The organism is Sphingomonas yunnanensis, from assembly GCF_019898765.1.
Taxonomy (GTDB): domain Bacteria; phylum Pseudomonadota; class Alphaproteobacteria; order Sphingomonadales; family Sphingomonadaceae; genus Sphingomonas; species Sphingomonas yunnanensis.
Genome location: NZ_JAIOKB010000003.1, coordinates 41,845 through 61,456, shown reverse-complemented (window position 1 = coordinate 61,456; position 19,612 = coordinate 41,845). Strand labels below are relative to the sequence as shown.

General features: G+C 72.2%; 11 protein-coding genes. 3 read left to right on the top strand and 8 right to left on the bottom strand.

Annotated elements, in window-relative coordinates; translation table 11 throughout:
- Positions 1–43: 43 nt before the first annotated feature.
- Genes K7957_RS09950 through K7957_RS09940 form a run of 3 tightly spaced genes read right to left on the bottom strand, consistent with a single transcriptional unit; the run spans position 44 to position 5,402 of the window.
- Positions 44–1,537, bottom strand: coding sequence for an MFS transporter (locus tag K7957_RS09950; protein WP_223011856.1), 1,494 nt, complete (start codon positions 1,535–1,537; stop codon positions 44–46).
- Positions 1,534–3,414: an alpha-glucosidase family protein gene (locus tag K7957_RS09945; RefSeq protein ID WP_223011855.1), complete on the bottom strand. Its 1,881-nt coding sequence runs from the start codon at positions 3,412–3,414 to the stop codon at positions 1,534–1,536. The genes K7957_RS09950 and K7957_RS09945 overlap by 4 nt, the downstream gene beginning before the upstream one ends.
- Positions 3,411–5,402 (bottom strand): alpha-amylase family glycosyl hydrolase, encoded by a 1,992-nt coding sequence (locus tag K7957_RS09940; protein ID WP_246616951.1) that lies wholly within the window; start codon positions 5,400–5,402, stop codon positions 3,411–3,413. Before K7957_RS09940 ends, K7957_RS09945 begins: the two co-directional genes overlap by 4 nt.
- Positions 5,403–5,706: 304 nt before the next feature.
- Between K7957_RS09940 and K7957_RS09935 the strand changes: the two genes are divergently transcribed.
- On the top strand, positions 5,707–6,732 hold the full coding sequence (locus tag K7957_RS09935) for a LacI family DNA-binding transcriptional regulator (RefSeq protein ID WP_223011854.1): 1,026 nt from the start codon (positions 5,707–5,709) through the stop codon (positions 6,730–6,732).
- 382 nt (positions 6,733–7,114) lie between these two features.
- On the opposite strand, the gene K7957_RS09930 is transcribed toward K7957_RS09935, so the two are convergent.
- The 5 genes from K7957_RS09930 to K7957_RS09910 all read right to left on the bottom strand — a co-directional run bounded on the left by K7957_RS09930 (position 7,115) and on the right by K7957_RS09910 (position 16,366).
- Positions 7,115–8,578 (bottom strand): tryptophan halogenase family protein, encoded by a 1,464-nt coding sequence (locus K7957_RS09930; RefSeq protein ID WP_343228367.1) that lies wholly within the window; start codon positions 8,576–8,578, stop codon positions 7,115–7,117.
- Between the two features lie 22 nt (positions 8,579–8,600).
- Positions 8,601–9,086 (bottom strand): DUF4142 domain-containing protein, encoded by a 486-nt coding sequence (locus tag K7957_RS09925; protein WP_223011852.1) that lies wholly within the window; start codon positions 9,084–9,086, stop codon positions 8,601–8,603.
- An 11-nt stretch (positions 9,087–9,097) separates the two neighbouring features.
- Positions 9,098–10,189: an alpha/beta hydrolase gene (locus K7957_RS09920; protein WP_223011851.1), complete on the bottom strand. Its 1,092-nt coding sequence runs from the start codon at positions 10,187–10,189 to the stop codon at positions 9,098–9,100.
- Between the two features lie 85 nt (positions 10,190–10,274).
- Entirely contained in the window at positions 10,275–14,393 is a 4,119-nt protein-coding gene (locus K7957_RS09915) for a translocation/assembly module TamB domain-containing protein (protein ID WP_246616950.1), read from the bottom strand.
- On the bottom strand, positions 14,390–16,366 hold the full coding sequence (locus tag K7957_RS09910) for an autotransporter assembly complex protein TamA (RefSeq protein WP_223011850.1): 1,977 nt from the start codon (positions 16,364–16,366) through the stop codon (positions 14,390–14,392). Before K7957_RS09910 ends, K7957_RS09915 begins: the two co-directional genes overlap by 4 nt.
- 128 nt (positions 16,367–16,494) lie before the next feature.
- On the opposite strand from K7957_RS09910, the gene K7957_RS09905 reads away from it, so the two are divergent.
- Both K7957_RS09905 and K7957_RS09900 read left to right on the top strand, forming a co-directional pair.
- The gene (locus K7957_RS09905) at positions 16,495–16,659 is read left to right on the top strand and encodes a hypothetical protein (RefSeq protein WP_223011849.1); all 165 of its coding nucleotides are present in this window, start codon (positions 16,495–16,497) and stop codon (positions 16,657–16,659) included.
- A 211-nt stretch (positions 16,660–16,870) separates the two neighbouring features.
- Complete coding sequence (locus K7957_RS09900; RefSeq protein WP_223011848.1) at positions 16,871–19,552, top strand: TonB-dependent receptor; 2,682 nt, start codon at positions 16,871–16,873, stop codon at positions 19,550–19,552.
- The last annotated feature ends 60 nt before the right edge of the window (positions 19,553–19,612 follow it).

Sequence of the window (19,612 nt, the reverse complement as noted above, 5' to 3'; positions counted from 1 at the left end):
GCTCTGGTTTCCCGCGCGCGCAGGAACACGGGCACCGCCTCGCCTACTCCACCCGGACCCGCAGCATCGCGCCCGCCGCGACCAGCATCGTCGCGGCGGCGAAGGCCATCGTCCAGATCGGCTCGGTCGGGAAGAAATGCTTGGTGATCGATCCCATCACGGTCGCCACCAGCAGCTGCGGCAGCACCACGAAAACGTTGAACAGGCCCATATACACCCCGAGCTTGCGCTGCGGCAGCGCGGAGGCGAGGATCGCATAGGGCATCGCCAGGATGGTCGACCAGGCGATGCCGATCGCCACCTCGCTCAGCAGCAGCCAGCGCGCGTCAGGCACCACGAACATGCTGGCGAAGCCGAGCGCGCCGCAGCCGAGCCCGATCGCGTGGGTCCGCGCCTTGCCGACGCGTCGCGCCAGCCACGGCAGCAGCAGCAGCGCGGAGAGCGCCGCCACGCCGTTGTAGGTGGCGAACAGCACGTCGACCCAGTTGGCGCCCTCCTGATAGGCGGAGCTGGCCGCGTCGGGCGCGCCGTAGAAGGCGCCGGTGACGACGGGCGTGGTGTTGATCCACATGATGAACAGCGCCGACCAGCTGAAGAACTGGACGAGCGCCAGCCGCTTCATCAGCGGCGGCATGCCCGCGAAGTCGCCGACGAGATGCCCCAGCATCCCCGCGCCCCGTCCCCGCCGCGCGCGGCGGATCGCGACCAGGCTCGCCAGGCCGTAGCCGGCGAGCAGCGCGCCGAGCAGGTACATCTCCTTCTCCAGCCCGAGCGCGGCGACGAGGGCGACCACGGCCGCGCCAGCGCCGAGCCAGGCGAGTGGAGCGCGGTCACCGCGCGCGGCGAGCGCGGCGTGGCCCTCGGCCGCGTCCGCCGCGCGCGCGCCGTCGAACGCGTCCATCTCCTCGGGTGAATATTCACGCGTGGTCAGTACCGTCCACAGCACGCTCAACAGCAGCGCGGCGCCGCCGACCCAGAAAGCGACGCGCACCGAAGCGGGGATGACGCCGGGCGGCGCGACGTTCGACACCCCTGCCTGCTCGAGCAGCCAGGGGAAGATCGAGCCGACGACCGCCCCCGTGCCGATGAAGGCGGTCTGCACGCCATAGCCGGCGGCGTGCTGGTCGCGGTCGAGCATGTCGCCGACGAAGGCGCGGAACGGCTCCATCGAGACGTTGAGCGAGGCGTCGAGCACCCACAGCATCAGCGCCGCGACGAGCAGCCCGGGGCTGAGCGGCATGACCAGCAGCGACAGTGCGGCGAGCAGCGCACCGGCAAGGAAATAAGGGCGCCGCCGCCCGAAGCGGCCGAGCCAGGTGCGGTCGCTGAGATGTCCGATGACGGGCTGCACGAGCAGCCCGGTGAGCGGCGCGGCGACCCACAACGCGGGCAGGTCGTCGAGCCGCGTGCCGAGCGACTGGAAGATGCGGCTCATGTTCGCGTTCTGCAGCGCGAAGCCGATCTGGATCCCGAAGAAGCCGAAGCTGATGTTGGCCAGCCCGGCGAGCGACTGGTGGCGGCGGCGCGGCTGGGTCATGCGCGGGGGGCCGCGAGCGGGGTGGTAGTAGGGGCAACGTCGACGTCGGCGGGGGCGTCAACCGCGACGAGCGGCGACGACTTGTCCCCTTCTCCCGTCCACTCCGACGAACGCCGGGGTCCGGTTGCGGCCGGCGCGTGAGATGCGGAACCGTCACCCACCTGGGCCCCGGCCTCCGCCGGGGCACCGCTGAAGGACGAGTCCCGCCCCACATCACTCGCGTGCCCCGGCGCAGGCCGGGGCCCAGCAGCGGGCGGCACGTGAGGGGCGGAACCGTCCCTCAACTGGGCCCCGGCCTTCGTCGGGGCACGCAGCGCCAGCAGCGCGCCATAGCCCTCGAACCGCGCCCCGCTCACCCCGCTCGCCACCAGCGTCACACCGTCGGGCAGCACCAGCTCGCGCGGCTCGGCCGTCAGGTTCACCACGCACAGCAGCCGCTCGTCCCCGGCGACCCGCTCGAACGCCACCACGCCTGGCCCCAGATCGACGAACGCGATCGTTCCCACCCGCAGCGCCGCATGGGCGCGGCGCAGCGCCAGCAGCCGCCGCGTCCAGTGCAGCAGCGAGCCCGCGTCGGCCTCCTGCGCGTCCACCGCCAGCGCGCCATGGTCCGCGCCGAAGGGCAGCCACGGCGTCCCCGCGGTGAAGCCATGCCCCGGCCCCTCCGCCTGCCACGGCATCGGCGTGCGCGCGCCGTCGCGGCTGAGCGTCAGCGGCCAGTTGGCGATCGCCTCGGGGTCCTGGAGCAGCTCGAACGGCACCGCCACCTGCGTCAGCCCGAGTTCCTCCCCCTGGTAGAGGAAGATATTGCCGCGCAGCCCCGCCAGCAGCACCATCTTGGCGCGCGCGAAGGCGTCGCGATGCTCGGGCAGCGCCCAGCGCGACACCGCGCGCGGCGCGTCATGGTTCTCGAACGCCCAGCTCGGCCAGCCCTCGCCCGCGGCGCCGGGCCATTGCGCCAGCGCGGCGCGCACCAGTGCCGGGGTCAGCTGCTCGGCGTAGAGGAAGTCGAAGCCATAGGCGGTGTCGAGCCGGCGCGGCGCGGTATAGTCCTTGCGGACCCAGTCGCTCTCCTCGCCGCCGATCTCGGCGACGGTGAAGCGATCGGGATATTCGTCGGTCAGCGCGCGGATGCGCTCGACGAAGGGCAGCATGTCGGGCTGATCCTGGCTGTGCTGCTTGAGCTGGAAGTCGAACGAGCGCGTCCGCGGCTTGTTCGAGGGCGGCGCGGGCGGGTTGTCGGTCAGCGCCGCGCTGCCCATCGCGTGATTGATCGCGTCGAGCCGGAAGCCGTCGACGCCGCGCTCCAGCCAGAAGCGCCCGACCGCCAGCAGCGCCTCCTGTACCGCCGGGTGGCGCAGGTTGAGCTGGGGCTGCTCGCGCAGGAAGGTGTGGAGGTAATATTGCTGGCGCCGCGCGTCCCACGTCCAGGCCGGGCCGCCGAACACCGACTGCCAGTTGTTGGGCGGCGAACCGTCCGCCTTCGCGTCGGCCCAGACGTACCAGTCGTGCTTGTCGCCGTCGCGGCGCTGGCGGCTTTGTCGAAACCAGGGATGCTGCTCCGACGTGTGCGACCAGACCTGATCGGTGATCACCTTCAGCCCCAGCGCGTGCGCGCGCGCCACCAGAGCGTCGAAGTCGTCGAGCGTGCCGAAGATCGGGTCGACGTCGCAGTAATCGGCGACGTCATAGCCAAAATCGCGCATCGGCGAGGTATAGAAGGGCGAGATCCAGATCGCGTCGACGCCGAGCGAAGCGACATGGTCGAGATGCGCGGTGATGCCGCGCAGGTCGCCTACACCATCGCCGTTCGCGTCGGCGAAGCTGCGCGGGTAGATCTGGTAGACGGCGGCGCCCTTCCACCACGGGTCGGTCATTCTGTCTCTCCGATAGCGCACACGGCATAGCCGAGCGGCGGCAAGGTCACACGCAGCGATCCCGGCGCCGCCGCGCGCGCGGCACAGCCCTCCCCCGCGAGCGTGGCGGCAGTGGCACCGCGCACGCCGATCTCGACCAGCCGCTCGAGCGGCCGGGTCGAGGTGTTGAAGGCGAGCAGGATCTCGCGCCCGCTCACCGGATCGACGCGCGACACCGCGAGCAGCCCCGGCGTGTCGCCGCGCGCGCGCAGCAGCGTCCGCCCCGCACGCAGCGCCGGCTCGGCACGGCGCACGCGCGCGAGCGCCGCGATCTGGCGGAACAGCGGGTTGTCGCGCCCGAAATGCGCGGTGGCGGTGGTCGTGGTGGTGCCGAGCAGGCGGTTGTCGTTGTAGCTGGCGACCCGGCTGGCGAACATGTCCTCGCGCGCGTCCTGGTCGTTGCCGTCGCCGGTGAAGCCCTGCTCGTCGCCCGAGTAGATCGTCGGCACGCCGCGCAGTGTCAGCAGCATCGCGTTGGCGAGCTCGACCCGGCGCAGCACCTCGTCGTCGCTGGCCCGGGGCAGCGCTTGCCGCACGTAGAAAGCGAAGCGGCCGTTGTCGTGGTTGCTGACGAAGGTGGGGAGCGTGCGCGCGACCGCCTCGCCGCCCTCGTACAATGCATCGCCGCGGATCAGCGTCTCGAACGCATCGGTGCCGCGCGTGCCCGCTACCGTGTCGAGCACCGCGCGGCGGAAGGCGAAGTCGAGCACCGCCGGCAGCTCGTCGACGCGCGTGTGGACCGCGAGCGGGCCGGGATCGAGCTGGTCGGCCGCCACCTCGCCGAAGACGTGGAAGTTGGGGATGCCGCGCGCCTTCGCCCGCGCCAGGATCGCGGGGACGAACCGCTGCCAGAACTCGGGGTTGACGTGGCGCGCGGTGTCGATGCGGAAGCCGTCCACGCCGAAGCGGTCGATCCAGCCGCCGAAGATCTCGATCATGCCGCCGACGACGCGCGGGTTCTCGGTCATCAGATCGTCCAGCCCGACGAAATCGCCCATCGTCGAGCTCTCGTTGCTGAAGGTGCTGTTGCCGCGATTGTGGTAGAGCGTGACGTCGTTGAGCCAGGCCGGTGACTTGGCCTTCTCCTCACCCCTGGGAATGAACGGGGTGTAAGCGTAGCTCGGGTCGGTCAGGCGCGCGAAATTGGCCGCGCTCTGGTCCTGGTCGCCGGCGAAGCCCGGATTGATCGCGGCGCCGTCGACGCCGCCGCGGCGTTGGTATGGGTAATCGGCGCGGCTGCGGTAGGCGCAGTCGCCGCACTCGCGATACCGGATCACGTCCGCGGTGTGGTTGACGATGATGTCCATGTAGACCTTGATCCCGCGCGCGTGCGCGGCGTCGACCAGCGCCTTGAACTCGGCGTCGGTGCCGAGATGCGGGTCGACATGCTCGAAGTCGGTGATCCAATAGCCGTGATAGCCCGCGCTCTCCTGCCCCCTGGGCCCCTGCACCGGCTTGTTGCGGAAGATCGGGCCGACCCAGATCGCGGTGGCGCCGAGCGCCTCGACATAGTCGAGCCGGCGCGTCAGCCCCTTGAGGTCGCCGCCATGGTAGAAGCCCTTCGCGGTCGGGTCGTAACCGGTGGCGAGCCGGTCGCCCGTGAGCCCGCCGCGGTCGTTGCTCGGATCGGCGTTGTCGAAGCGGTCGGGCAGCGCGAAGTAGATCACCTCGTCCTGCGGCGGGCGCGCGCGCAGCTCCGCCAGCGGGTCGGCGAACGCGGGGACGGCGGTGGCGAGCAGCGCGACGAGGGAGGCGAGGGTGAAAGCGCAGGCGCTCCTTCTTCTAGCGTCATCCTGAACTCGTCTCAGGATCCACGGTCCCGCGAGCGCCGCGACGGCTGAGTACGCGGCGCGGTGGGTCCCGGACCAAGTCCGGGATGACGGTGGAGGGGAGGAAGCGGCAGCGCTCTTCTGCAACGCCGGCACGGGGTAGATAGCGGCGGCGCTCATGTCCGGCGAGGACGAGGCAGCGTCACGCTTCGCACCCGTGTTGCCGCGCACGCGGGAACCCAGTGCCGCGATCCCGCCGCTCAGTGGCCCCGGACTCCCGCGTTCGCGGGAGCACGAAGCTGCTGCGATCCGCGACCACGACACCACCATCCACTCACCCTCCCCGTGCCGCGTCGGGATTCCCCGCGCTGATCGCCGCCTGATGCGGTGCCCCGCAGCGCTTGGCCAGCGCAGGGCATACGTATTCACAGCGCCGCGCGCGCGCGGTAGAACATTCGTCCCCAGGAGAGACCGATCCGCCGCCATGGCGCTGTCCGACAAAGTCACCTCGTTCGACATCGCGGCGCTGGCCGGGGTCTCGCAGCCCACCGTGTCGCGCGCACTGCGCGGCGACAAGACGGTGAGCGCGGCGACGCGGCTGCGCATCGAGGCGATCGCGCGCCAGCTCAACTACAAGGTCGACCGCGCCGCCTCGTCGCTACGGAAAGGCGAGGCGCGTACGCTGGCGCTGCTGTTCTTCGAGGACCCGCTGCCCGACGATTCGCACATCAACCCCTTCTTCCTGTCGATGCTGGGATCGATCCTGAAGACCTGCGCGCTGCGCGGCTATGACCTGCTCACCTCCTTCCAGCAGCTCTCCGCCGACTGGCACGTCGACTATGCCGACTCGCGCAAGGCCGACGGGCTGATCCTGCTCGGTTACGGCGACTGGCAGCTGTACCGCGCGCGCGTCGAGCAGCTGGTCGGGCAGAAGACCCGCTTCGTGCGCTATGGCTCGGTCGCGGCGAGCGGCGGGCTGGGCACGGTGATCGGCTGCGACAATCGCGCCGGCGGCGCCGCGGTCGGCCGCCATCTGATCGAGCGCAGGCGCCGCCGCGTCGCCTTCGTCGGCGAGGCGAGCGACCATTATCCCGAGTTCCGCGACCGCTACCGCGGCCTCGCCGACGCGCTGCGCGAGGCCGGTCTGGCGGCGGACCCCGGGCTGCACGTCGACGCGCTCTCATCGGAGCAGGCCGGCTATGAGGCGACACAGCGGCTGATCGCGCGCGGCATCGGCTTCGACTCGCTGTTCGCCGCCTCCGACCTGATCGCGCTCGGCGCGCTACGCGCGCTCGACGAGGCCGGGCTGGTGGTGCCCCGCGCGGTGTCCGTGGTCGGGTTCGACGACATCCCAGCGGCGAGCCTGACCCGCCCGCCGCTGACCACCGTGGCGCAGGATTACGCGCGCGCGGGCGCGGTGCTGGTCGACACGCTGGTGCGCCAGATCGCGGGCGAGGCGACCGATCATCTCACGCTGCCTGCGACCTTGGTGGTGCGCGCGTCGACGTGAGGCGGTCCGGGTCAGAGCTCACGCGAAGATGCGAGGACGCGAAGACGGTTGTTCACGCGGAGGCGCGGAGGCGCAGAGAGGAGGTACTTGTCACGCCGGCGGGTTTTTCTCTCGGGGGATCACCGTGTGCTCGCTCGAGCTGCGCGCCTCGTATTGGTCTTCCGGCGAAAGCCGGAACCCAGGACTTTGTAGGGCAACCCTCTACGGTGCGCGTGATCCTAGGCTCCTGCGTGCGCAGGAGCACAGATAGGAGTGTCGCCGCGACGACTCGATGGGTGAGGTTCGCTGGTGGCGAAGGCTTCCTCCCTACGCCTCCGCGCCTCCGCGCCTACGAGTGAAAAACCTCCTTCGCGCCGTCGCGTCTTCGCGCGAACCGAGCTGCTCAGCCCCCCACCAGCGCCGCGTGCGGCGGCATCTGCGCCACCTCGCGCCGCACCAGCTGCGCCCACAGCGCCAGGAACTCGCGCGCCTCCTCCAGCGGCTCGGCGTCGGCGAGGGGATGGTGCGCGGCGGGCAGCACGCCCTGCCCGATCAGTACCTGGATCCACGCCACCTCGGTGAACAGCTCGTCCTGCTCGCGCAGCACCACGCCCTGCTCGCGCCAGAGCGCCAGCCTGTCCGCGAGCGTGCCGGGCAGCGGCAACTCGCGGCAGTAACGCCAGAACGCGCCGTCGCGCCGATTGGCGTGATAATGGAGCACGAGGAAGTCGCGGATCCGCGCCCACTCGGTCGCGCTCTGGCGGTTGAAGGTGTCGCGCGTCGCGGGCCCCGCCGCCGCGCCGGGCAGCAGCGCGATCAGCCGCGCGATCGCCGACTGGACGAGGTGGAGGCTGGTCGACTCGAGCGGCTCCATGAACCCCGCCGCCAGTCCCACCGCGACGACGTTGCCACGCCATGCCTCGCGCCGTCGCCCGGTGGTAAAACGGATCGCGCGCGGCGCGGCCTCGCTGCTGCTGTCGAGCCCGGCGCGTAACACCTGCTCGGCCGCGGCATCGTCGAGATGCGCGCTGCTGTAGACCACGCCATTGCCGGTGCGATGGCGCAGCGGGATGCGCCACTGCCAGCCGGCGTCGTGCGCGGTGGCGCGCGTGTACGGGATCGGCGGCGCGACGCGCGCGCAGGGCAGCGCGAGCGCGCGGTCGCACGGCAGGTAACGCGACCAATCGTCGTACGGCACCGCCATCGCGTCGCCGATCAGCAGCGCGGCGAAGCCGGTACAGTCGACGAACAGCTCGCCCGCGACGCGCCGGTCGCTGTCGAGCCGCAAGGCGGTGAGCGTCTCGCCCGCGCGCTCGACGCCGAGGATGCGCCCTTCGAGGCGCTCCACCCCGCGCGCCTCGGCGAAGCGACGCAGCAGGGCGGCATACAGCGCGGCGTCGAAGTGAAAGGCGTAGGGCATCTCGGGCAGCAACGCCGCCGTGCGCGCGCGGCCGAGCTGCATCCGCCCCTCGCGAGCGGCCACGTCATTGAGCGAATGATCGCCGAGCGGCGCCACGGCTCCCGCCGCACGTGCGCGGAGCCAGCGCTGATGGAACGGCACCAGCCCCGAAGCGCGGCCGACGTCGCCGAACGCGTGGAGGTAGCGCTCGCCCGGCGCGCCCCAGCCGACGAACTCGATGCCGACTTTGTACGTCCCCTCGGTAGCGTCGAGGAAGGCGCGCTCGTCGAGCCCGAGTGCCTGGTTGAAAGTGCGGATCTGCGGGATCGTCGCCTCGCCCACGCCGACGGTGCCGATCGAGTCCGACTCCACCAGTCGCACGCGCCAGCCCGGTCCGAGCAGGTGCGCGAACGCGGCGGCGCACATCCACCCCGCGCTGCCGCCCCCGGCGATGACGATCGTGCGCACGCCCTTCCCCCTCGAGCTCGATTCACATCGCCTTGAGCAGCTCGGCGTGGCGCGCCACCACTGTCGCGACCCGCGCCGCCGCCGCCTTGAGTCCCGCCGCGCCGCCGCCCGCGGCATAGGCCTGGTGCAACGCCATCGCGCGACCGTGCGCGGCACGCTGCTGTGCCACATAGGTCGCGTCGCGCGCCAGACCGGTCTCGGCGCGCAGCTCGGCCATCCACTCGGTCTGCAGCGGGGTGAGCACCGCCGCGGGCACGCGCACCCTGGCGCGCGCCGCCGCCGCGCGCAGCGTGGCGCTGCCACGCGCCTGGTCCGCCAGCATCATGCGGGCGACATCGCGCACCTTCGCGTCCGTGGTCGACTCGAGCACCATCTGACTCGCCGCGCGCTCGTATAGGTCGGCGGCGCCGGCCGCCTCGAGGTAGCGCGCGGGCGACATCGCCTGCGCCGCCGCGGGCAGCGCCAGCATCGCGCTGGTCAGCATCATCAGACCCGCGGTCGCGCGCATCGTCACTCCCCTCATAGGCCGAACGCCGTCTTGAGCCGCGCCACCGCGAAGAGCTCGGCGTCATAGGCGCCGCGCACCAGCCGGCCCATGCCGAAGAACTCGTGCGTCACGCCGCTGTATGTCCGCTGCTGCACGCTCACGCCGGCGCCGCGCAGCGCCTGGGCGAGCGTCTCGCCGTCTGAGCGCAGCGGGTCGACCTGCGCGTTGACGATCGTCACCGGCGGCAGCCCGCGCAGGTCGGCGCGCACCAGGTTGAGCCGCGGGTCGGCGGAGTCGCCGGCGTTGGCGCTGTAGTAATGCGCGAACCAGCCCAGCATCGCGGTGTCGAGCGGCGTCGCCCCCGCGGAGTCGCGCCGCGACGGCAGCGCGGGATCGCTGTTCGCGATCGGGTAGATCGCGAGCACGTGTGCCGGCCGCGCCAGCGCATGGTCGCGCGCGTAGATCGCGGTGTTGAGCGCGAGATTGCCGCCCGCGCTCTCGCCAGCGAGCGCCACCCGAGCCGGGTCGGCCCCCCAGGCGCCGGCGTTCCGCACCGCCCAGCCATAGGCCGCGGCGGCGTCGTCGTGCTGCGCCGGGAAGCGGAACTCGGGCGCGCGGCGATACTCGACCGACACCACGATCGCGTTGAGCTGCTTGGAGAGCAGCCGCGGCGTCGCGTCATAGGCGGTGAGATCGGCCAGCACCCAGCCGCCGCCGTGATAATAGACCAGCAGCGGCAGCGGCGCGCCCGTCCCGGCGGCCGCACCCGGCCGATAGATGCGTGCGTACTGCATCGCGTCGGAGCCGTAGGCGAGGTCCTGCGTCGTCACCGTCGCGTCGGGGGCGACCGACATGCCCGACTTGCGGATCGCGGCATTGTAGGCGTCCGCCGCCGTGGGCTCGAGCCGCGCCTCGACCGGGGTGAGCGCGGTGATCGGACGCGCGCCGAGCAGCGGCAATTGCTCCAGCACCGACCTCATGTCGTCCGCCACCGCCGGCGGCGGCGCGGGCGCGGCGAGCGGCAGCGGCGGCGGCGCGCCGTTGAGCGCGGCGGGCGACTGTGCCGCCGCGCCGCTACCGACCACCAGCGCGGCCGCCGCGGCCGCGCACCATCCCACTCGCATCCTCGCCCCCCTCACGCTCACTCGCGCCGCAGCGCCGCCATCGCGCCGGCCGCCGGACCGTTCCGGCCACCACGCGCCACGCACGTCAATAATCACGCGACACGCGCACGTTGGCACTCTGCCGCCCCAGCGTCGAGATCGACGACAGCAGCGACAGCCAGCGCGTCACCTGGAACTCGACGCGCGTCGCCGAATAGCCGGCGCCGTCGGTGATGATCTCGGCGTAGATCCGCCGCGTCACGTACTTGCCCGCCGCGATCGACGTGCCCTGCCCGGTCTGCGGGTCGGCGGGCAGGATGCGCAGCCGGTCGAGCCCGGCGGCGCGGCGCACCGCGTTGATCGGGTTGAGCCCGCCGCCGCCGTCCTGCAGCGCCGCCACCGCGGCCGCCAGCTGGAGCGCCTCGGGCGCGGAGAGATTGGTGATCGAGGTGCCGAACAGCAACCGCGACAGCAGCTCGTCCTGCGGCAGTGCGGGCGTGCTGGTGAAGTTGATCTCGGGCTTGAGCGCGACGCCGGTGACGCGGATCGTCGCGTTGAGCCCGGTGGTGTTGGCGCTCGCCTCGATGTCGAGCGCGGGGTTGGCGGGCACCTCGCCGGCGAAGCGGATGATCCCGCGTGACAGCTCGAACTCGCGCCCGGCGAACTCATAGTCGCCGCGCACCAGGTCGGCGCGGCCGGTCAGCGCCGGGTCGGTCGGCGTGCCCGCGATCTGGACCTGCGCGGTCCACTCGCTCGACAGGCCCAGCCCGGTGACCATCAGCCCGTTGCGCGCGCGGGCGCGGATGTCGAGCCGCCACGGCGCCGCCACCTCGTCGTCGGCATTGTCGCCGCCGGGCACGTTGATCTCGCGCACCGCCACCTGCGGCAGCGCGCTCGCGACATTGGCCTGCCCGAATTTGTAGCGGCTGGTGTCGAGCCGCACATCGCCGCCTATCACGCCGCCGTCGCCGTTGGAGCGGAAGGTGATCGGGCCGGTGACGGTGGCGCCGATATCGTCGCGGTCGATCAGCACGGCGTGATCGGCGTCGACGCGCAGGTCGAGCGCGACTCCGGTCGGGCGCAGGTCGAACCAGCCGCTGCCGCTTACCTTACCACCGCGCCCCGCGTCGCCGGTGAAGCGGTCGAGCTGGAGCCGCGCGCCGCTGAAGCGCCCGCTCGCCGCGACGTTGGTAATCGAGGTGCCGGTGGTCGCGCTCTGGATCCGCGCGCCAGCGGCGCGCACCACGCCGCGCAGCTGCGGCGCCTGGGTGGTGCCGGTGACGTCCGCGGCGAAGGCGACGGGACCGGTCAGGTCGAACAGCTCGATCCGGGTGAGCCGCCACAAAGTGTCGGCCGGCCCGCTATAGCGCACCTGCGCGAAGAGTCCGGCGCGCGACAGCCGCTCGACCAGGCTGCCGCTACCGAGCGGCTTGAGCTGCGCCTGCGCGCGCCCGACGATCTTGCCCGCCGACTGCATCACCACGCGCACGCCGGCACGGTCGGACGCGAGCACCGCGGCCAGCCCCATGTCGACCGGCGTCGACGAGGTCACCAGCCCCGATCGGGTCAGCCCGCGCACGGTGAGGTCGGCGCGCCCGGTCGGCGCCGCGCCCGCGCGCGCGTCGAGCCGCAGCGAGCCGCTCGCGCTGCCCCCGAGGCCGAGCCCGCTATAGCCGATGTCGAGCACTGCCAGCGGCAGGTCGGCGAGCGTGGCGCGAACGCTCGTGTCGTCGTCACCGAGCCGCCCCGAGACCTCGGCCGAGCCGCCCGAGAAGCTCAGCTTGGTCGGGGCGAGCGTCCAGGTGTCGCCGTCGCGGCGCAGCACCGCGGGCGTGTCGAGCCGGATCGGGCGTTGGCCGATGCTGCCGCTCGCGCGCACGGTATAGCCGTCGGGCGTGACGGCGGTGACGGTCTGAACGCGGAAGCCGACCCCGCGCGAGCCCGCGATCGCGGCGCGGATCTCGCCGGTCTCGCCCGCCAGCGCGACCGTGCCGTCGAAGCGCGAGACCGACAGCGCGCCGTGGCGCAGCCCGGCGCCGCGCGCGGTGGCGTCGAGCTTGGTGCCCGCGGGATCGAGCAAAGCGGTGAACTGCAGCTGCGCCACGCGCACGGCGGCGACGCTGCCGATGCGGGCGTTGCGCGCCTGGAGCTGGGCGGCGATGCGCTGCACCTCGCCGACGGGGACGAAGTCGAGCGCGCCGCTCCACCCGCCACCGTTCACGTTCAGGCGCCCGCGGAAGCCGCCGTCGACGATGTCGAGCGCGCCGGTCGCGCGCGTGCCGCTGACGTCGAGCCGCTCGACCAGGATACGCGACTGGCCGTCGCCGGGCGGCAGCACGATCTGTCCCGCGCCGGTGAAGTCGCCGAGCCGCGATCCCCCCGCCGCGGTGAAGGTGAAGCCCTGCGCGCTGGGGTCGAGGTGCGCGCGCACCGCGGCGAGCCCCAAGGTGGCGTTGGGGCGCGCGAAGACGAGATCGAGCGTCGGCCGCTCGATCCTGCCGTCGAGCCGCAGCGTCACCGGCCCGTACGTCCCCTGCGTCCCCGCGCCTTCGAAGAAGAAGGTGCCGTCGCGGCGGCGATAGCCGTTGCCCGCGAGCCGCAGCGTCGGCGCGGTGAGCACCAGTCGGGTGAAATGGAGGATGCCGTCCGGCGTGCGCTCCAGCTCGGTCTCGATCCGCGGCAGCCCGCCGGTGAGCGAGCGGAAGAAAGTGTTGTCGAGCCGCAGCACGCGCGCGGTGCCGTGCCCGACCACGCGCGTGCCATGGCCGCCGGGGCCGGGCACCGCCTGGAGCCGCGAGTCGACCTGCACCAGCCCGATGCCGGGGATGAGATACCGCCCAAGCCCCCCGCTCAATGCGACGTCGTAGCGCCCGGTGCGCAGGTCGAGCTGGAGCCCGATCTCGCCGGCCAGCTGGTCCGAGCGCAGCCGCAGCCGGTCGCCGGTGACCTGTGTGGCGGTCACCTTGAGGACGCCGTCGACGCTGAGGTTGCGCAGGATGCCGCCGGCGACGTCGCCCACGCCGGTGACGCGCGCCGCGGTGAAGCGCGCGGGCACCAGCACCGGGGTCCGCGACCAGCGCCCGCGCCCCGCCGCGCGCGCCTGCTCGAAGCCGGTATCGTCGAACGCGAAGCGGTCCGCGGTGAGGCGATAGTCGAAGGAGAAGATCCGGAAATTGCCGTCGAGGATGGCGCGCAGCCGCATGTCCCGCGCGGTCATGTTGCGGAACAGCGCCGCCGGACGCAGCAGCCGCGCGCTGACGCGCACGTTGCGGAAGGCGCTGCCGGCGAGGTCGACCATCCCCTCGATCTGCGCCGCCAGCGCAGGGGAGCGCAGCGCCAGCGTGCCGTCGAGCCGGCGGCTCGCGAAGGTGGCGCTGCCGTCGACCGCGACGCGGGGCGCGGTGAGCGACTGGAGCTTGCCGCCGCTCACCGCGCTCGGCGCCACCGTCCCGATCAGCCGGTAGCGCCCGTCGCGGTTGGCGAGCGCGAGGTCGATCACCCGCGCCGCACCGGCCTGCGCCACCGCGCGCCCGTCCCAGCGGTGCCAGTCACCGTCGCCCGCGACGTCGAGCGCGAGCGCGCGGTTGAGCCCGGTGAGCTTCGCCAGCACGCCGCGCGCGGTGCCGCGCGCGCGCGCGGCCAGGTCGAAGCGGCCCGCATCGGGGCGCGAGTCGAGCCGCAGGTCGAGCGAGTCGCTGCCCTGTAACAGCGCGGCGAGGTCGACCAGCGCGTGGCCGTCCCGGATATCGGCGCGCCCGCGCAGCCGGCCGAAGCGCACCACGCCGGTGACCCGCGGCGCCACCACCAGCCGGTCGACCGCCAGTCGCGCGATGGCGATGTCGAACTTGGGCAGCAGCGGCCCGCTCCGGCCGGTGTCGCGCGGCTCGGGCAGCTTGGCGAGCGTCGCGGTGGCGATGTCGAGCGAGGTGATGTCGAGTCGATTGTGCCACCAGGCGAGCGGCGACCAGTCGAGCCGCGCGCGCGGCACCGACAGCACCAGCCCCTTGGGATCGTAGAGACGAAAGTCGACGAGCTCGGCGCGGCCGTACAGCGAGCCGTCGATCCGCCCGAGGCGAAAGCGCAACCCGTTGTCGGGGCGGAGCGCGTTGACCCGGTCCGCCACGAAGCGGTGCCCGACGCCGGTGTCGAGCACGAAGACGACGAGCAGCGCGAGCGCGACCAGCGCCGCGAGCGCCAGCCCGGCGTAGCGCAGCGCGCGGCTCAAAACGCCTGCCCCAGCGAGACGTAGACCGCGACCCGGCTGTCGCCCTTCTGCGGGTTGATCGGGGTGCCGAGGTCGACGCGGATCGGGCCGAAGTTCGAGTAATAGCGCACGCCGATGCCCGCGCCGTAGCGGAAGCCGGTGAGGTCGGGCAGCCCGCCGGTGTAGATGTTGCCGCCGTCGAAGAAGGGCACCACGCCGAAGTTGCCGAAGGCGCGAATCCGCGCCTCGACCGCGAACTCGGCCAGACTCCGCCCGCCGATCGGGTCGTTGTTGGGATCGCGCGGGCCGATCGACTGGAAGCCGTAGCCGCGCACCGAGGCGCCGCCGCCGGCGTAGAAGCGTCGCGACGGCGCGATCTGGTCGCGCGGCGCGCCCAGGATCGTGCCCGCGCGAACCCGGCCTGCCAGCACGGTGCCCTTGGTGACCGGCTGGTACGCGCTCGCGTCGAGCTGGACGCGGGTATAGCCGAAGGCGCGGTTCTGCAGCGACAGCTCGGGGCTCACCCTCCCGGCAAGGCGGAAGCCGCGCGTCGGGTTGAGCAGGTCGTCCGACCCGTCATAGCCGAGGCTGGTCGGCAGCGCGCCGATCAGGAAGGTGCGGCGGCGCGGCTCTCCGGTGGAGAGGATCACGTCGCGCTCGTCCGAGGCGACCAGCTCGGCGCCGAGCGACCAGGTCCAGGTCTTCTGGAAGAAGATGTTGGTCTGCCGCTCCAGCGCCGCGGACAGCGACAAGGTGTTCGCCTCGTACGCGTCGCGCAGCAGGTGTGCCGCGGCGAACTGCGCGGTGAGCACGCGGTCACGCGCGTGGAAATTGTTGCGGCGGAAGGTGACCTGGCCGAGCTGCTCGCGCGTGCCGGCGACGCCGCGCAGCGTCACCGCGCCTTCGGGCGGTAACAGGTTGCGGTGGGTCCAGCTGACCTCGGAGCGCGCGCCCTCGCCCGTGCCATAGCCGAGCTCGACCGCCACCGTGCGCGGCGGCGCCGGCTCGAGCCGCACCGCCACGTCCACCACCGACGGATCGTCCGCCGCGACCGCGCGCACCTCGGCGGTGGAGACCAGCCCGGTCTGCACCAAAGCGCGGCGCAGGTCGTCGAGCTGCGACGCCTCATAGGAGTCGCCGGTCTGGAAGCGCGCGATATCGGCGACGTGCGCGGCGTCGAACACGCGGTTGTCGGCGTTGGCGGTGATGCGTCCGAAGCGGCGCGCGGTGCCCGGCGCGACCTCGACCGACACGGTCGCGCTCTGCGCCGCGCGGTCGACCACCACCTGCGGGTCGCCGACCCGCGCGAAGGCGAAGCCCTCCTCGCCCGCGCGCGTGCGCAGGTTGGCCTCGGCCGCGGCGATGGCGTCGCTGTTGACCGGGTCCTCGGGCTTCACCGCGAAGGCGTCGCGCAGCTTCTGCGCCTTCTCCCCCGCGGCCTCGACGCCCGCGAGCGTCACCCCGGCGAAGCGGTAGAGCGTGCCCGGGGTCGCCGCCAGCACGATCACGGGGCGTTTCTCGGCGCGCTCGAACCGCGTCGCGACGGTGGCGTCGTAATAGCCCTCGCCCTTCAGCAGGGTGAGCAGCAGTGCGGCGTCCTGCCGCGCGCGGCGATCGAGCTGGGCCGAATTGGCCTCCTTCCCATCGTTGCCGGCGAGCACCGACAGTTCCTGAAAGCGCTGGCGCAGCAGCGGCGTGCCCGCGGCGTCGAGCCCGTCGATGCGCCAGGCGTAGCGCGTGGTGGCGCCGATCTGCGCGCGTTCGGCCACCGGCGCGGCGGGGGCGGCGCTGAGATCGGGCCAGTCGACGCCGATGTCGGGCAAAGCGGCGAGCGGCGCGCTCGGGTCGACGTCGTCGAGCGCGGGCGTGTCCGCCGCCGGCGACGCAGGCGCGGCGCCGGACGGCGCCTGCTGCGCGCGCGCGGGCATCGCTCCTGTCATCATACCGATCGCGGCGCAGAGCAGCGCGCCGCGCCGCCCCACGTCCGGCCTCATCCACCCGGTCTAGCCGCCGCAGGTGGAGAGAAGAAGGGGGGAAAAGTGCGCGAGCGAGGCCGGGATCGCGGCTCCGGCACGGCCGGTCGCGGCTGGCGCGCGCGGCGCCGCCGTGGCAGAGCGCACGCATGCCTCCTTCCCGCTCCCCGCTCGCCGGCGGCTTCCCTATCGCCGCGCTGATCCTCGGCGGCACGATCCTCGGCCTCATCGCCGGCGAGCCGACGATCGGCTTCCTCGCTGGCCTCGCGGCAGGAGTAGCGATCGCGCTGTGGGTTTGGTGGCGCGACCGCTAGGCGATCCCTCGACCTGCCCGCCAAGCTCCTTCAGTAGCACGACCGAGGGCCGAACCGCGCGCCTCGGCGCATCGACCTACCCGGAAACGCGATATCGCGCCGGAAAGTGCGCGGTCGTAACGAAACCGTCGCTAAAACGACGCGGCGTTTACATCGAGCCCCCGTAGCGGCCCGCGCCAAGACGGCACTCATGCCGCTTGGGGGTATCATCATGCTATCGTATGTCGGCCTGCTTCGGGCGTCGGCCGCGCTCGTCACCATCGCCTCGCTGACCGGGACCGCGCACGCGCAGACCGTCGCGTCGGCGGCTCCCGCCACGCAGGCGAGCGACGCCGCCGCGGCCGACCAGCCGGGCGAGGACATCGTCGTCAACGGCACCTACGCGCGCAGCATCGACGCCGCGGTGGAGACGAAGCGCCGCGCCGCCTACGGCGTCGACTCGATCAGCTCGACCGACATCGGCAAGTTCCCGACGCAGAACGTCGCCGAGGCGCTGCAGCTGATCCCCGGCGTGGCGATCACCCGGCCGCGCGGGGAGGGGCTGTACGTCAGCGTCCGCGGGCTCGGGCCGCAGTTCCAGAACACGCTGATGAACGGCCGCACCGTCGCGCTCAACGACCTGATCGAGAACGGCGGCGCCAACGGCCGCCAGTTCCGCTTCGAGATGCTGCCGGCCGAGTTCACCTCGCGCATCGACGTGGTGAAGACGCCGACCGCGGACATGAGCGAGGGCGCGCTGGGCGGCAACATCGACGTCACCACCTTCCGCCCGCTCGAGGTGGGCAACAAGACCACGCTCAACCTGCGCGGCACCTACACCACGCAGACCGACAAGGTCCGCCCCAACGCGACGCTGCTGACCAGCGTCACCACCGACGACGGCACGTTCGGGCTGCTCGCGGGCGCGCAATATTGGGCGAAGTCGGTCCGCAACGACCGCTTCCTGGGGTTCGGGTGGATCGCCGACCGCTACACCACCGCCGCGACGGGCGGGCTGCCCAAGGGACTCTACTCGCCGACGCGCACGCGGCCGACGGTGGAGACCGAGGATCGCGAGCGCGTGTCGGGGATGATCTCGGCGCAGTGGCGCCCGACCGCCGAGCTGGAGACGATCCTCGACGTCGTCGCGACCCGGCTCGACGTCGCCTATGATGAGTTCGGCCTCGATATCTATCCCGACGACGGCAAGGGCACCTACAATCCCTCGGGTTCGTCGATCGTGCCGGGCTCGGTCGTCACCGACGGCGACACGATCACCAAGGCGACGATCAACAACGTGCGCTTCATGGCGTCGCGCGAGTACAGCCTCAACCGCCACGACCTGCTGACGGTCGGGCTCAAGCAGCGGTGGAACCCTGATCGCTGGCACCTGTCGGCCGACGTCAACTGGTCGGCGGCGCACAGCTACCACCCCGATTATCGGGAGGGCACGGTGCGCAGCCGCGCGATCTTCATCGCGCCGCTCAGCTACGACGCGACCGGCGGCTACAAGGTGCTGCCGAGCCTCACCACGCCGGTCGACGCCACCGACGCGGCCAATTACAGCCTCTACACCTTCAACATCGCGCCGAAGGACAGCAAGGACTGGGACCTCTACACCCGCGCCGACGTCGCACGCGACCTCGACGGCTTCCTCTCCAAGCTGGCCGCGGGCGGCGAATATCACCGGCGCCGGCGCGACTATTTCCGCCGCGACTTCCTGGTCAACCCGCCCGCCGGCACCCCGCTGAGCGTGCTCGGCAGCGGCGCCTACGAGCAGCTGCCGTTCGATGACTTCCTCGAGGGCGTGTCCGGCAATACGCCGCGCACCTTCCTCGTGCCGGTGACGAGCGCCTATCTCGACGCCTTCTTCACGCCCGCAGTGGAAAATTCGGCGCTGACGCTGGCGGACCGGCGCTCGAGCTTCACCGTCACGGAGCGAATCGCGGGGGGCTATGTCCGCGCTGACTATCAATTTCCGCTGGGCGCAGTGGCGGTGAGCGGCAACCTGGGCGTGCGATACGTCCACACCGACCAGGTCGCGAGCGGGACGCTGACCGCCGGCTCGGTCGCGACGCCCGCCAGCTTCCCCAAGACCTTCAACAACTGGCTGCCCAGCTTCAACCTGCGCGCCGATCTCACCACCAAGCTGGTCGGCCGCCTCGCCGCGAGCCGCGTGCTGACCCGACCCAACGTCACCGACGTCGCGCCGCGCATCACCGTCTCCACCGACGCGCCGACCGCGAGCGGCGGCAACCCGCAGCTGGTGCCCTTCCTCGCGACGCAGTTCGATGGCTCGCTCGAATGGTATTTCGCGCCGTCGGGGCTGCTGTCGGGCACGGTCTTCTACAAGGCGCTCGACAATTACATCACGCAGAACAACGTCGACATTACCATCCCGGGGCGCGGCAACGTCCGCCTGTCCACGCAGATCAACGGCGGCGACGCCAAGGTCTACGGCGCCGAGTTCGCCTACAGCCAGGTGTTCAGCTTCCTGCCCAAGCCGCTCGACGGCCTGGGCGTGCAGGCCTCGTACACGCACACCTCGGTGCAGGCGGACTATAAGGCAGGCGACCGCGAGATCCGCGACCAGCTGCTCGGCCTGTCCAAGAACAGCTTCAACCTGGTCGGCTTCTACGACATGGGGCCGGTGTCGACGCGGCTCTCCTACGTCTGGCGCGACCGCTATCTCAGCGGCACCGGCAGCACGGTGCAGTCACCGAGCTATGTCGCGCCGTTCGGCTCGCTCGACGGCAATTTCTCGATCAAGGTGACGCCGCAGCTGACGCTCAGCCTGGAGGGGATCAACCTCGCCGGCGCGCGGCAGAACACCTACAACGACAGGGAGCTGCGCTTCGGCGAGGTGAACTACTACGGGCGCACGATCCTGTTCGGCGCGCGCGCCGAGTTCTGAGCGGCATCAATCCTCCCCGCTCGCGGGGAGGGGGACCGCCGCGAGGCGGTGGTGGAGGGG